This is a genomic window from Pseudomonas putida NBRC 14164 (assembly GCF_000412675.1).
Classification (GTDB): domain Bacteria; phylum Pseudomonadota; class Gammaproteobacteria; order Pseudomonadales; family Pseudomonadaceae; genus Aquipseudomonas; species Aquipseudomonas putida.
Window position 1 is genome coordinate 258,783 of sequence record NC_021505.1, and the last position, 12,700, is coordinate 271,482.

A 12,700-nucleotide genomic window follows, 5' to 3' on the forward strand; every position below is an offset into this window, starting at 1 on the left:
AAGCCGGGCGGCGGAGACGACCCCAACTCTTATAACGATTCGAGGGGAAACACCCATGCGCCTTGTTGCAACCGTGGCCGGCCTCGCGCTGGCGCTCACTGGCCTGAGCGCCAGTGCCGAAAACATCCGCATCGCCATCGGCACCCAGGACACCACCATCAACTGCGCCACCGGTGGCCTGCTGATCCGTGAGCTGGGCCTGCTGGACAAGTACCTGCCGCACGACGGCAAGTACAAGGACGCTACCTACCAGGTCGAGTGGAAGAACTTCACCAGCGGTGCGCCGCTGACCAACGAAATGGTCGCCGGCAAGCTCGACTTCGGCGCCATGGCCGACTTCCCGGGGTCGTTCAACGGCGTTGCCCATCTGGATGCCGGCAAGCGCAGCCTGTTCATCAGTGTGCTGTCGGGCAGCGTGCATGGCAGTGGCAACGGCATCGTCGTGCCCGCCGCCTCCAGCGTGCAGTCGCTGGCGGAGCTCAAGGGCAAGACCATTTCCGTGCCGTTCGCCTCCACTGCCCACGGCATGCTGTTGCGCGCCGTCGCCGCTCAGGGCTGGGACCCGCAGAAAGATGTGCGAATCATCGCCCAGGCGCCGGAAATCGCCGGCTCCGCCCTGCGCAGCAACCGCATCGAAGCCCACGCCGACTTCGTGCCGTTCGCCGAGTTGTTCCCTAACCGCGGCTTCGCCCGCAAGATCTACGATGGCGCCCAGGCCAACGCACCGACCTTCCATGGTGCCCTGGTCGATGCCGACTACGCGAAGAAGTACCCGGAAGTGGTCACCGCCTACTTGCGCGCCAGCCTTGAAGCCGACCGCCTGATCGCTGCGCAGCCTGAGAAGTACAGCGAGTTGATCGAGAAGGTCACGGGTATCGAAGCCGAGGTCAATTACCTGTTCCACGGCCCGCTCGGCCTGCAGACCCGCGACCTGACGTGGAAGCCTGAATACCGCCAGGCAGTGGCTACATCCATCGATACGCTCAAGCTGCTGAAAAAGACCGACCGTGGCCTGGACACCGACAGGTTCATCGACGACCAGTACATCCGTGCCGCCTTCAAAGAGGCTGGCCTGGACTACGACAAGGCGCTGAAAGACTACGACGCGCAGCCACTCAAGGCCAATGACGCGCTGACCGGCAAACCGATCACCGACTTCAGCCGCCTGGCGCAGATCTGGGTGCGCGGTGAAGACAAGGTCCGCCACTACGCTTCGCCGGAGGCCGCCCTTGGTGCCTTGGCCCAGCTGGAGCAGGAGGGCAAGGACATCCGCGCCATCTACGCCCAGGCCGCCGACAGCGGCATCAAGTTGCTGGCAAACCAGGCCTGGTTCGTGCGCAACGGTAAAGGCGAACTGGCGGCGTTCCTGCTCAAGGACCAGGCCGAGCAGTATGCCAAGGCCCATGGTGGCGAGGCGCTGGACTTCGTCAGCGCCAACCAGAAGCTGGTCGCCCAGCGCTGACCGGGAGGCACCGACATGACCCGCAACCTCAAGCGCTGGCCGCTGCGCCTGGCGTCGCTGCTGGCCTGCCTGCTGTTCTGGCAGGTGGCGGCAAACGTGAAACTGGACCTTGGTTTGCTGACGTTCACCTATGTCCCCACACCCAGGGCGGTGCTGGACGCTGCCTGGCAGTTGCTGACCTCCAGCACCCTGCTGGCGCACCTGGGCAGCAGCCTGTCGCGGGTATTTGCCGGTTATGCCACTGCGGCACTGGTTGGCGTGGCCCTGGGGTTGCTGATCGGCCGCTTGAAATGGGCTGAAGATACCCTGCTGCCGCCGCTGGAGGTGCTGCGGCCGATTCCGGCGGTGGCGTGGATCCCGCTGGCAATCCTGATGTTCCCGTCGTCGGAACTGTCGATGGTGTTCATCACCTTCACCGGTGCGTTGTTCCCCATCCTGCTCAACACCGTGCATGGCGTCGAGGCCGTCGACCCGCGCCTGGTGGCATCGGCGCGCAGCCTCGGTGCCGGGCGCTGGGCGATCCTGCGCGAAGTGGTGTTGCCTGGGGCGTTGCCGAGCATCGTCACGGGCCTTGCCATCGGCATGGGTACGTCATGGTTCTGCCTGGTCACTGCCGAGATGATTTCCGGGCAGTTCGGCATCGGCTACTACACCTGGGAGTCCTACACCTTGCAAAACTACCCGGACATCATTGTCGGCATGCTGCTGATCGGCGTGCTGGGCATGGGCAGCAGCGCCCTGGTCAAGCGCCTGGGGGCGTTGGCCACGCCGTGGTACCGCACGCGGAGGGCCAGTTGATGAACAGTTATCAACAGGCGCAGGGGCGTATCGATGGTCGTGGCCTGTCGATTCGCCTGGGGCAGGGCAGCGAAGCGTTCGAGGCGGTGCAGCGGCTGGACTTTGCCGTGGAGCCGGGCGAATTCGTTTGCATCCTCGGCCCCTCCGGTTGTGGCAAGTCGACGTTGCTCGGCGCCCTGGCCGGCCACCTGGTGCCCAGCAGCGGCCAGCTGAACGTGGACAGCCAGCCCGTTGCCGGGCCGTCACCGCAGCGTGGCATGGTGTTCCAGCACCACACCTTGCTGCCCTGGCGTAGCGTGCTCGACAACGTGGCCTTCGGCCTGAAGATGCAGGGCCTGGGCCGCGCCGAACGTCACCGGCAGGCTCGCGAAATGCTGCAACTGGTGGGGCTGGCCGACTTTGCCGGGCGCTGGCCCAACCAGCTGTCCGGCGGTATGCAGCAGCGGGCCGAAATTGCCAGGGTGCTGATCAACCGCCCACGGCTCTTGCTGATGGACGAACCTTTCGGCGCACTGGACGCGCAAACCCGTGCTCGGATGCAGGAGCTGTTGCTGGATATCTGGGCCAGCATCCGAACCACCGTAGTCTTCGTCACCCACGATATCGACGAAGCGCTGTTCCTCGCCGATCGCATCCTGGTGATGAGCCCGCGCCCCGGTCGCTTCATCGAAGACCTGCGCCTGGACTTTGCGCGCCCGCGCCGCGCCAGCCTGCTGACCAGCCCTGAATTCACTCACCTCAAGCGTCACTGCCTGGCGTTGCTGCGCCACGAGGAAGGCCGCGAACTGCCGCGCCTGACCCCGCTGGGCCTGCCGGACACTGACCACCCACCGCTACGGATCGCGCTATGACTGACCGAACGACCGCCAACCCCGAAATTGTTGCCCTGTTGCCCCGTCTTGATGCCACAGACGCTGGCGTGCGCCGAATCGCCCTGATCGAGCTGGCCGACCTGGAAGACCCGGATGGCTTGCCTTGGCTCACCGATGCCCTGCTGGTGGACGCCGCCGACGAGGTGCGTGCCGAGGCCGCGCGCCTGCTTGAGGCCTGGGAAGAACCCGAAGTTGTGCAAGCCCTGTGCGCTGCGCTGGCCGATGCCGCCGAGCCTGTACGCCTGGCAGCCGCACAGAGCCTCAGCGAACTCAAGAGCCTTGAGGCCGGCCAGCTGATCCTGCCATGGGTCAAACACGCCGATGCCTTCGTCCGCGCCAGTGCCCTGCGAGCCTTGCGCGAGCTGCGCCTGGAGGATGCCGCCGACCCTGCGCTGCTGGCGCTGGCCGATGACGACGCCGCCGTGCGGCGTGAGGCAGTGGGCATTCTTGGCTGGCTCAAGCACCAGCCGGCGTTGCTGGCGCTGGCAGCGCTCGCCGAGGCCGAGCCGGACACCGAGGTGCGCCGCGCGGCCATCGGCGCGCTGGGCCTTGCCCGCGACAACTCGGTGTTGCCTGCGTTGGTGGCGGCATTGACTGACCAGGCCTGGCAAGTGCGCGAGGAAGCCGCCACCACGTTAGGCAAAGTCGGTCAGGGCCAAGCAGGCCCGGCGTTGGTGGATGCCCTTGCCGATGACTTCTGGCAGGTACGCCTGCGGGCAGCGCGCTCCCTGGGTCGGCTGCGCTACGCCGCTGCACTGGACGCGCTTGGCGGCTTGCTTGGCCATGGCATCGCCAACCTGCGCAAGGAGGCGGCGCTGGCGCTGGGCGAGCTGGGCCAGGCGCGTGCCTTGCCGGTGCTGCAGGCCGCCGAGGCCGACAGCGACCCCGAGGTGCGCAAGGCGGTGCGGATTGCCCTGGCGCAACTGCGCGGGGCTGCCCGATGAACGCCCCGCAAGCCATTCGCAACCTGCGCGGGCCAGGGCAGTTGGTACTGCAATGGGAAGACTGCGAGCACAGCCTCAGCCATACCCGGTTGCGTGGTGCCTGCCCTTGCTCACAATGCCGTGCGGCGCGGCTGTCGGGTGCGATCAGCCTGGTGCGCGACGATGTGCGCGTGGTGCAAATCGAGTCACAAGGGTATGGGGTGCAGCTGGTGTTCAGCGATGGGCATGAGCGCGGGATCTACCCCTGGGCTTACTTGCGTGACCTGGTCAGCACTGAAATTGTCGCCGGTCATTCACAATGCAATCAGCTCCGGCCTTAGCCCTTCGACCCGTCGCACCGGCGGTGGCAGGTAGCCGCCATCCCCCGTGATCTGGTGCAGCACCTTCTCGCGCAGCCCATGCAGTGCAACACCGGTGCGCAATCGTGGATGCGGCAGGTCTATCTCGACCACCGATTTGATCCTGCCCGGACGTGGCTCCAGCACCACAACCCGATCAGCCAGGTACGTCGCCTCCTCGGCATCGTGGGTCACCAGCAAGGTTGTGATACCTGCCCGTTCGCGAATGGCCAGCAGCTCGTCCTGCAGTTGCTGGCGGGTCAGGGCATCCAGGGCGCCGAACGGCTCGTCTAGCAGCAGGATACGCGGGCTGGCTACAAGGCCACGGGCAATGGCCACGCGCTGCGCCATGCCGCCCGACAGCTGGTGCGGATAAGCCGACTCGAAGCCGACCAGCCCCACCAGTTGCACGAATTCATGCACACGCCGGGCACGTTCACCCTGGGTCAGCGACTCGTTGACCAGCCCCAGGGCAATGTTCTGTTCCACGTTCAACCACGGAAACAGCCGGTGCTCCTGGAACACGATGCCGCGTTCGCCATCAATGCCGCTGACGGCGCGGCCATCGACGCGGATGCTGCCGCTGTATTCGGTATCCAGCCCCACCAACAGGCGTAGCAGGGTGGACTTGCCGCAACCGGAAGCCCCGACGATGGCAATGAACTCGCCCTCGTTGATCGACAGGTTGAAGTTGCGGATAGCCTCCAGCGGCTGGCCGTCCACGCTGAACACCTTGCCGACCCCCTCGAAGCTGACCAGCGGCGGGGTGGTGTCGGGCTGGTTGGCCGCCTGCAGGTGCGAGGTGTTGAATGCGTTCATGCGGTTCTCCAGCGCGTGGCGCGCGATTCGAGGCGTTGTCCAAGGGTGCCGAGCAGGGCGCCGACCAGGCCGATCAGGACCATGGCGGCCATCACCTGGTCCATGCGGAACAGTTGCTGGGCGCCGATCATCAGGCTGGCGATGCCGCCGTCCGACGGCATGAAGTATTCGGCGCCGATGGTGCCCAGCCAGGCGTAGATCAGCGACAGGCGCAGGCCGGCGAAAATCGCCGGGGCCGCGCCGGGCAGTACCAGCAGGCGCAGGCGTTGCCACAGGTTCAGGCGCAGGGTGCGGGCCGCTTCGCCCAGTTGCGGCGAGAGGCTGGCGATACCGCGCTGGGTAGCGATCAGCAGCGGGAAGAATGCGGCCAGGCCAACGAACACAAGCTTGGCCCCTTCACCCAGGCCGAACCACGCAGTGAGCAAAGGCACCCAGGCGAACAGCGCCACTTGGCGCAAGGCCGACAGGCTTGGCCCGAAGACGCGTTCGGCCGCACTGGAAAGCCCCAGCAGCAATCCGGCCAGCAAGCCTGCGGCGCCGCCCAGCAGCAGGCCGCTCAGGGTACGTTCCAGGCTCAGCAACAAGGCCTGCGGCAACGACCCATCGGCCAGGCCGACCAACAGCGTGCGCAGTACCTCAAGTGGCGAGGTGAGGATGTTCGGGTCAACCCAGCCAAAGCTGTTACTGGCCTGCCACAGCGCCAATAGCCCCAGGGGCAGCAACAGGCTTTGCCAGCCGCGGGGCACAGGCCCGCGCTGCTGCTCGCCAGTGGCTGGTTGCGGCCAGTACAGCAGGCGTTTTTCCAGGGCTGAGAAGCTGCGCTCCAGCACGGCGCCGACCAGGCCGATCACCAGAATGCACAGCATCACCAGGTCGAGCATGAACAGTTGGCGGCCCCACACCATCAGGTAACCGATCCCCTCGCTGGAGGCCAGCAACTCGACCGCCAGCAGCGAGGTCCAACCGGTGGCCAGCGCCAGGCGCACGCCGGTGAGGAAGGCCGGCAGGGCGGCCGGCAGTAACAGGCGCAGGAACAGCAGGTGCCGGGGCAGGCGCAGCGCCGCAGCGGCCTCACGCAGTTTTGGCTGGGCATCGCGCACACCCACCAACGTGTGCAAGGTAACCGGCACCACCACGGCTTTTACCAGCACCACCAGCTTGAGCAACTCGCCGATGCCGAAGAACAACATGAACAACGGAATCCAGGCCAGGGTAGGGATCTGGGCCAGCGCTACGAAGGTCGGCAGTACCAGCGTCTGCGCCCGGCGCGAAGCACCGAGCCAAACCCCCAGCAGCAAGCCGCTGGCAATGCCCGCCGCCAGCCCCCAGAACAACCGTTGCAGGCTTATCCACAGGTGCCCCCACAGCTCCCCGGAACCAAACTCCAGCGCGCTCTGCCACACCAGCGCCGGTGCCGGCAGGATCTGCTCGCTCATCCAGTGCTGCCGACTCGCAACAATCCACAGCAGCGCAATCAGCACAGGCAGCAACCAGGGTAGCACCCGCTCCCCAGAGAAGATGCGACCCCTGTAGGAGCGGCCTTGCGCCGCGAATGGGTCGCGTAGCGGCCCCCCCCGATTCCTGCTCAGAACTCCATTCATCGGCCATCTCTCGAAGCGTTGTTAGGTTATTCACTTATGGAATTAAAAAAACAATTAAGTGAATTTCAAGAGATAAGAGCATGCGTTCCCTGCATACGGAAGCCCCTCGCCGTTGCGTTTTCCTCATATTTTCCATGCGTTTTCCGCAAGCTCCCCGCAGGCCCGCATGCCGCTTGGTTTATGTCTTTCAGTTACTAAAAAATGAAGTTTTGATCTTTGTAGGTTCTAACCAGACCTGCCTAGCTTCTGGCCAAAGCGCCGGCCTTCGCCGGTGGCAGCCTGCCAAGGAGCCTTGCCATGAAAACCCCATTGCGCCACCTGATCACCGCCCTTGGGCTGGCCTTCAGCCTCGGTGCCCACGCGGCTGAACCCGCCAAGCCAGACAGCATTCGCATCGCCGTGCCGGACCTTAGCGCCGGCAGCAAGCCCAGCGCCGGTGGCGTGGTCGATGTGCTGCGTGACCAGCAGCTGCTGGAGAAGGAATTTGCCAAGGACGGCATCCGCATCGACTGGCATTTTTTCAAAGGCGCCGGGCCCGTGGTGAACGAGGCACTGGCCAACGGCCAAGCCGACTTCGCCTACCTGGGCGACCTGGCCGCGATCGTCGGCAAGGCCAATGGCCTGGACACCCGCGTGCTGTCGGCAGGCGTGCGTGGGGTCAAAAGCTACCTGGGCGTGGTGCCCGGCTCTGGCATCAAGACCCTGCATGACCTCAAGGGCAAGCGCGTGGCGGTGTTCCGCGGCACGGCCAACCAGCTGTCGTTCGCCAGCGCTCTGGCAAGCCAAGGGCTGACCGAGCGCGAGCTGAAGGTCATCAACCTGGACTTCAACGCCGCCAATGCCGCACTGGCCGCCAAGCAGATTGACGCCACCTGGGGGCTGTCCAACCTGCTGTCGCTACGTGAGCGCGGGCTGGTCGAACTGCCGGTCAACTCGCGGGATCTCGAAGGCGCCGGCAGCACCCAGGCGGTGCTACTGGGCACCGGCGATTTCATTCGCAAGTACCCCGAGCTGGTCCAGCGCCTGGTCAACGCTCAGGAGCAGGCCAGTACCTGGCTGCGGGATGAACACAACCGCGCGGCCTACATCGACCTGGTGGCCAGCAACGCCAACTGGCCGCGCAGCATCCTCAGCGATGACCTGGCCAAGGAAGACCTCGCCCACTACTTCGACCCACGCCTGGACGCTGGCTTCGTCGGCCAGCTGCAGCAGGGCGTAGACCTGGCGGCCAAGGAACGCCTGATCCGCCGCGGCTTCCAGGTAGCCGACTGGATCGAACCGCGCTTCCTCGATGCTGCGCTGAAACAGGAACAGGCCGTGCAGGCCGCCCGATAAACCTTCAAAAACCCGACAATGACCGCAAGGACCACGACCATGAGCAATGCCGCCCTGGCCACCGCGCCACAGCCTCTCGAACTCGACATTCACCCGGTTGCCGGCCGTATCGGCGCCGAAATCCGCGGTGTGCAACTGTCCGCCGACCTCGATGCAGCCACCATCGAGGCTATCCAGGCTGCACTGGTACAGCACAAGGTGATCTTCTTCCGCGACCAGACCCACCTGGATGACCAGAGCCAGGAAGGCTTTGCCAAACTGCTCGGCGAGCCGGTCGCCCACCCCACCGTACCGGTGGTGGATGGCACCAGCTACCTGCTGCAACTTGATGGCGCCGAAGGCCAGCGGGCCAACTCCTGGCACACCGACGTGACCTTCGTCGACGCCTACCCCAAGGCTTCGATACTGCGCAGCGTGGTAGCGCCGGCTTCGGGTGGCGACACCGTCTGGGCCAACACCGCCGCGGCTTATCAGGAACTGCCCGAGCCGCTGCGCGAGCTGGCCGACAAGCTGTGGGCGGTGCACAGCAACGAATACGACTACGCCAGCATCAAGCCGGATGTCGACCCGGCCAAGCTGGAGCGTTATCGCAAGGTGTTCACATCGACCGTTTACGAGACCGAGCACCCGGTAGTGCGTGTGCACCCGATCAGTGGTGAGCGGGCGCTGCAACTGGGGCATTTCGTGAAGCGCATCAAGGGGTATTCGCTGGCGGATTCGCAGCACCTGTTCGCTGTGCTGCAAGGGCATGTGACGCGCCTGGAAAACACCGTGCGCTGGCGCTGGCAGGCGGGAGACGTGGCGATCTGGGATAACCGCGCGACGCAGCATTATGCGGTGGATGATTACGGCACCCAGCCGCGTGTGGTGCGGCGTGTGACATTGGCGGGGGAGGTGCCGGTGGGTGTGAATGGGCAACTGAGCCGGACTACGCGTAAAGGCTGATATTGCCGGGGCCGCTTTGCGGCCCTTTCGCCGGCAAGCCAGCTCCCACAGGTACCTCACAGGTAACTCACAGGGCAGAAGGCAGCGGTGATCTTGTGGGAGCTGGCTTGCCGGCGATTCGGGGGCGAAGCCCCCGCCCGTCACAACCCGGTATCACAGGCAATCAACTGCCTGACCAGCCCCTGCGCCAACGGCGACAAACCATACCCCACCCGGCTCACCACTCCATAGCGGGTATGGCACGCCTCTTCCTGCTCGGGCGTCAGGTCTGCCAGCTTCAACTGCACCAACCCGCCCTCGCGTTGATACGGCCGCAAGTTGGCATTGCAGGCAATGCCGATGGTGTCCGAGTGCATCACCACATTCAGTAGCGCATACCCGTGCTCGCACTCTACCGCCGGCAGGAAGTCTTGCCGCCCGCTGAGGTCGCTGAGGATCTTGCGGATGTTCGGCGGGCGGAAGGTGGTGGCCATCGGGTAGTCGAACAGGTCGCGCGCCTGCACGGCCTCCTGCTCGGTCAGCGGGTGCCCGGCGCGGCAGCAGAAGTGCCAGCGCTGTGGTGTCAGCTTGTGCACCTGGTAGTCCGGGTCGGACTCGAACTGGCGGGTGTCGGCAACAAAGAACTCGATCTCCTCGGCCACCAGCTTGCGGTTCAGCGCCTGCCAGTTGTCCACCTGAAAGCAGGTGCGCGCCGCCGGGTACTCGGCCACGAAGCGGGCCACCGCGCGCGGCACAAGGCCGCCGGCTGGCGCAGGGCCGGAGCCGAAGCGTACCACCCCGGTGGTGGCGCCATTGAACTGGTGGATTTCGTTGACCAGATTGTGCGCCCCGTGCACCAGCCGCCGCGAATGCTCCAGCACCAGCAAGCCCTGGCGGGTCGGCGCCAGCTCTTTGCTCGCGCGGTCCACCAGCCGGCAGCCGATGTTGTGCTCCAGGGTCTGGATGCTGCGGCTGAAGGCCGATTGCGACAGGTTCACGGCCGCCGCAGCGGCCACGAAACTGCGGTGCTCGACAAGGGCGATGTAGTGACGCAACTGACGCAGATCGATATGCATTTTTTACATTAAAACCTTCGGTCAAATGCAATTGCTGACAAGGGTGAGTCCCCTTATAAAGGGTGTTACTTATTCCACTAAATATGAATTGCAAATATTTATATTACTTAAAAGAATATAAGCCCGACTGATCGCGATTCGGTTCCGCCAACGGAAATGCTCGCCAGGGCCCACGCCTCAAGGAGCATTTGCATGTCCGGACTTTCCAGTTGGCCTGCGCGCGCGTCGCGTTTCACCTTGCAACCCTTGGCCGCCGGCGTGTTGCTGGCGGTGTCATCTGGCAGCTTCGCCGAAGAGCCGGTCAGCGCCACCCCGGCGGTAGAGCAGGAAGCCAAGCTCGGCACCGTCACCGTCAATGCCCGCCGCCGCGAAGAAACCGCGCAAAGCGTGCCCACGCCCATCAGCGTGCTCGACAGCGAAACCCTGGAAACCCAGCGCATCTACCGCGTGCAGGATTTGCAACAGCTGGTGCCCAGCACCAACGTCGCCTACGTGCATGCACGCCAGTCGAGCATCTCGATCCGTGGCCTGGGCAACAACCCGGCCAGCGATGGCCTGGAAGGCAGCGTCGGCATCTACCTGGACAACGTCTACCTCGGCCGCCCGGGCATGGCGGTTTTCGACCTGCTGGATGTGGAGCAGCTGGAAGTGTTGCGCGGCCCGCAGGGCACGCTGTTCGGCAAGAACACCACGGCCGGCGTGCTCAACATCAACACGCGCAAGCCCACCTTCCACCGCGAAGGCAGCATCCAGCAGTCGATTGGCGAAGACGGCTATCTGCAAACCCAGGGCAGCTTTTCGGGGCCGATCAGCGAGACCTTGGCCGGACGCATTAGTGCTTACCGCACCGAAGACGACGGCTATGTGAAGAACATCCACAACGGTGACGACCTCAACGGCGGCAAGCGCCAGGGTTTTCGCACCCAGCTGCTGTTCAAGCCCAGCGACACCTTCAACCTGCGCTGGATTGGCGAATACAACGAAGAAGACTCCAATAACGGCATCCTCAGCCTGTACAGCACCGGCCCCACCATCAATGGCGTCAACCGCTACGAAAGCCTGGCCGCTCAGGCGGGCGCGACGCTGGTGTCGGGCAAGGACCGCAAGGTCAATTTCGACGCCGACCAGCAGGTGACGGTGTTCCAGGGCGGCACCTCGGTGGAAGCCAACTGGAATTTGCCCAACGACTTCACCCTGACCTCGATCACTGCCTACCGCTGGTGGGACTTTACCCCGCGCAACGACGATGGCCTGGACGTGCCGGTGTTCTACAGCGCCGGGGTATCGGTACGCGACAAGCAGTACTCGCAGGAAATCCGCCTGGCTTCGCCTACCGGTGGCGCCTTCGACTACGTGCTGGGTGCCTATTACTTCAAGCAGGACCTGGACAACAAATCCTTCACTTACTACGGGCCGCAGGCGGATGTCTGGAACCTCACCCCGGCCGGTGCGCTGAACAACGTCAACACCATCGGCGACGGGCACATCGATACCGACAGCTATGCGCTGTTCGCCCAGGGCACCTGGCATGTCACCGACCGCCTGGACTTCACCGCTGGCATCCGCGGTACCTATGAAGAGAAGAGCGCGTGGGTGACCCGCGATGCGCCTGAAGGTGGTGCTGCAGTAACCGGGGCCGCTGCCACCGCGCGCCAGGCCCGGATAGGAGCCTACGATTCGGGCGACCTCAACCAGTACAGCTTCAGCCCTTCCGGCCTGTTGGGGCTGAGCTACCGCTTCAACGAACAACTGCTGGGCTACGCCACCCTGACCCACGGCGAAAAGTCGGGTGGCGTCAACCTTACCGTCGGCGCTGCACCACGGCTGGGCACCGATTCGCTGCTGGTGGGAACCGAGCGGGTCAACAACGCCGAACTGGGCCTGAAAAGCACGCTGTTCGACGGCCGCCTGCAACTCAACAGCAACCTGTTCTGGGCCGAAGTACACGGCTACCAGGCCAACGTCTACGACCAGATCAACCGCGTGCAGTACCTGGCCAACGCCGGCAGCGTGCGCTCGCGTGGCCTGGAGTTCGAAGCCACGGCGCTGCCGATCCGTGGCCTCACGGTCAACTTCAACGGCTCTTGGAACGACGTGCGTTACACCGAGTACAAGGATGCCCCATGCCCGCCTGAGGTGAGCCTGGCCAATGCCACCGCCACCTGCGACCTGTCCGGCCACCAGGTGGTCGGCGCCTCCAAGTACATTGCCAACCTCAACACCCAGTACAAGTGGCAGGCCACCCAGCACGTCGAGCCCTACGTCACTGCCAGCTACGCCTTCCGCTCGAAGGCCGTGGGCACCATCGACGATTCCGATTTCGGCCAGATCCCCAGCTATGCGCTGGTCAACCTTTCCGCCGGTGTGCGCCTGGACCAGGGCGATGGCGTGGTCGACCTGTCGCTGTGGGTGAAAAACGCCGGCGACAAAACCTACTTCACCAGCCTGTGGAACTCCGCCAACGGTGGCTATGCCGGCGTGCTCGGCACCCCGCGCACCTTCGGCGCCACCGCCCGTTACGACTTCTGAGC

Annotated in this window: 11 protein-coding genes; 8 read left to right on the top strand and 3 right to left on the bottom strand. The window is 64.7% G+C overall.

The genetic code is table 11. The annotated features are described in order from the left end of the window. The first annotated feature begins 55 nt into the window (after nt 1-55). The 5 genes from PP4_RS01125 to PP4_RS01145 are packed head-to-tail and all read left to right on the top strand — an operon-like array spanning nt 56 to nt 4,396. Complete coding sequence (locus tag PP4_RS01125; protein WP_016497513.1) at nt 56-1,462, top strand: ABC transporter substrate-binding protein; 1,407 nt, start codon at nt 56-58, stop codon at nt 1,460-1,462. Between the two features lie 15 nt (nt 1,463-1,477). Further along, nucleotides 1,478-2,260, top strand: coding sequence for an ABC transporter permease (locus PP4_RS01130; protein WP_016497514.1), 783 nt, complete (start codon nt 1,478-1,480; stop codon nt 2,258-2,260). After that, nucleotides 2,260-3,111: an ABC transporter ATP-binding protein gene (locus tag PP4_RS01135; protein WP_016497515.1), complete on the top strand. Its 852-nt coding sequence runs from the start codon at nt 2,260-2,262 to the stop codon at nt 3,109-3,111. Before PP4_RS01130 ends, PP4_RS01135 begins: the two co-directional genes overlap by 1 nt. Beyond that, the gene (locus PP4_RS01140) at nt 3,108-4,076 is read left to right on the top strand and encodes a HEAT repeat domain-containing protein (protein ID WP_016497516.1); all 969 of its coding nucleotides are present in this window, start codon (nt 3,108-3,110) and stop codon (nt 4,074-4,076) included. Before PP4_RS01135 ends, PP4_RS01140 begins: the two co-directional genes overlap by 4 nt. Beyond that, the gene (locus PP4_RS01145) at nt 4,073-4,396 is read left to right on the top strand and encodes a DUF971 domain-containing protein (protein WP_016497517.1); all 324 of its coding nucleotides are present in this window, start codon (nt 4,073-4,075) and stop codon (nt 4,394-4,396) included. Before PP4_RS01140 ends, PP4_RS01145 begins: the two co-directional genes overlap by 4 nt. Here the strand turns inward: PP4_RS01145 and PP4_RS01150 are convergent. After that, entirely contained in the window at nt 4,370-5,233 is an 864-nt protein-coding gene (locus PP4_RS01150; protein ID WP_016497518.1) for an ABC transporter ATP-binding protein, read from the bottom strand. The two genes, PP4_RS01145 and PP4_RS01150, sit on opposite strands and share 27 nt — an antisense overlap. After that, nucleotides 5,230-6,834: an ABC transporter permease gene (locus tag PP4_RS01155; protein ID WP_256352756.1), complete on the bottom strand. Its 1,605-nt coding sequence runs from the start codon at nt 6,832-6,834 to the stop codon at nt 5,230-5,232. Before PP4_RS01155 ends, PP4_RS01150 begins: the two co-directional genes overlap by 4 nt. A gap of 297 nt (nt 6,835-7,131) precedes the next feature. Here PP4_RS01155 and PP4_RS01160 point away from each other — a divergent pair, with 297 nt between their 5' ends. Further along, nucleotides 7,132-8,169, top strand: coding sequence for an ABC transporter substrate-binding protein (locus tag PP4_RS01160; protein WP_016497520.1), 1,038 nt, complete (start codon nt 7,132-7,134; stop codon nt 8,167-8,169). Nucleotides 8,170-8,208: 39 nt separating this feature from the next. Further along, nucleotides 8,209-9,114 carry a TauD/TfdA dioxygenase family protein gene (locus tag PP4_RS01165; RefSeq protein ID WP_016497521.1) on the top strand — a complete coding sequence of 302 codons (906 nt, stop codon included), beginning with the start codon at nt 8,209-8,211 and terminating at the stop codon, nt 9,112-9,114. A 140-nt stretch (nt 9,115-9,254) separates the two neighbouring features. On the opposite strand, the gene PP4_RS01170 is transcribed toward PP4_RS01165, so the two are convergent. Beyond that, on the bottom strand, nt 9,255-10,169 hold the full coding sequence (locus PP4_RS01170; protein ID WP_016497522.1) for a LysR family transcriptional regulator: 915 nt from the start codon (nt 10,167-10,169) through the stop codon (nt 9,255-9,257). A 192-nt stretch (nt 10,170-10,361) separates the two neighbouring features. Between PP4_RS01170 and PP4_RS01175 the strand changes: the two genes are divergently transcribed. Next, the gene (locus PP4_RS01175) at nt 10,362-12,698 is read left to right on the top strand and encodes a TonB-dependent receptor (RefSeq protein WP_016497523.1); all 2,337 of its coding nucleotides are present in this window, start codon (nt 10,362-10,364) and stop codon (nt 12,696-12,698) included. The last annotated feature ends 2 nt before the right edge of the window (nt 12,699-12,700 follow it).

Coding starts and splice junctions, on each gene's coding strand:
- PP4_RS01135 (WP_016497515.1), top strand. CDS start 2,260: ATGAACAGTTATCAACAGGCGCAGGGGCGTATCGATGGTCGTGGCCTG.
- PP4_RS01165 (WP_016497521.1), top strand. CDS start 8,209: ATGAGCAATGCCGCCCTGGCCACCGCGCCACAGCCTCTCGAACTCGAC.
- PP4_RS01160 (WP_016497520.1), top strand. CDS start 7,132: ATGAAAACCCCATTGCGCCACCTGATCACCGCCCTTGGGCTGGCCTTC.
- PP4_RS01150 (WP_016497518.1), bottom strand. CDS start 5,233: ATGAACGCATTCAACACCTCGCACCTGCAGGCGGCCAACCAGCCCGAC.
- PP4_RS01155 (WP_256352756.1), bottom strand. CDS start 6,834: ATGAATGGAGTTCTGAGCAGGAATCGGGGGGGGCCGCTACGCGACCCA.
- PP4_RS01145 (WP_016497517.1), top strand. CDS start 4,073: ATGAACGCCCCGCAAGCCATTCGCAACCTGCGCGGGCCAGGGCAGTTG.
- PP4_RS01175 (WP_016497523.1), top strand. CDS start 10,362: ATGTCCGGACTTTCCAGTTGGCCTGCGCGCGCGTCGCGTTTCACCTTG.
- PP4_RS01125 (WP_016497513.1), top strand. CDS start 56: ATGCGCCTTGTTGCAACCGTGGCCGGCCTCGCGCTGGCGCTCACTGGC.
- PP4_RS01130 (WP_016497514.1), top strand. CDS start 1,478: ATGACCCGCAACCTCAAGCGCTGGCCGCTGCGCCTGGCGTCGCTGCTG.
- PP4_RS01140 (WP_016497516.1), top strand. CDS start 3,108: ATGACTGACCGAACGACCGCCAACCCCGAAATTGTTGCCCTGTTGCCC.
- PP4_RS01170 (WP_016497522.1), bottom strand. CDS start 10,169: ATGCATATCGATCTGCGTCAGTTGCGTCACTACATCGCCCTTGTCGAG.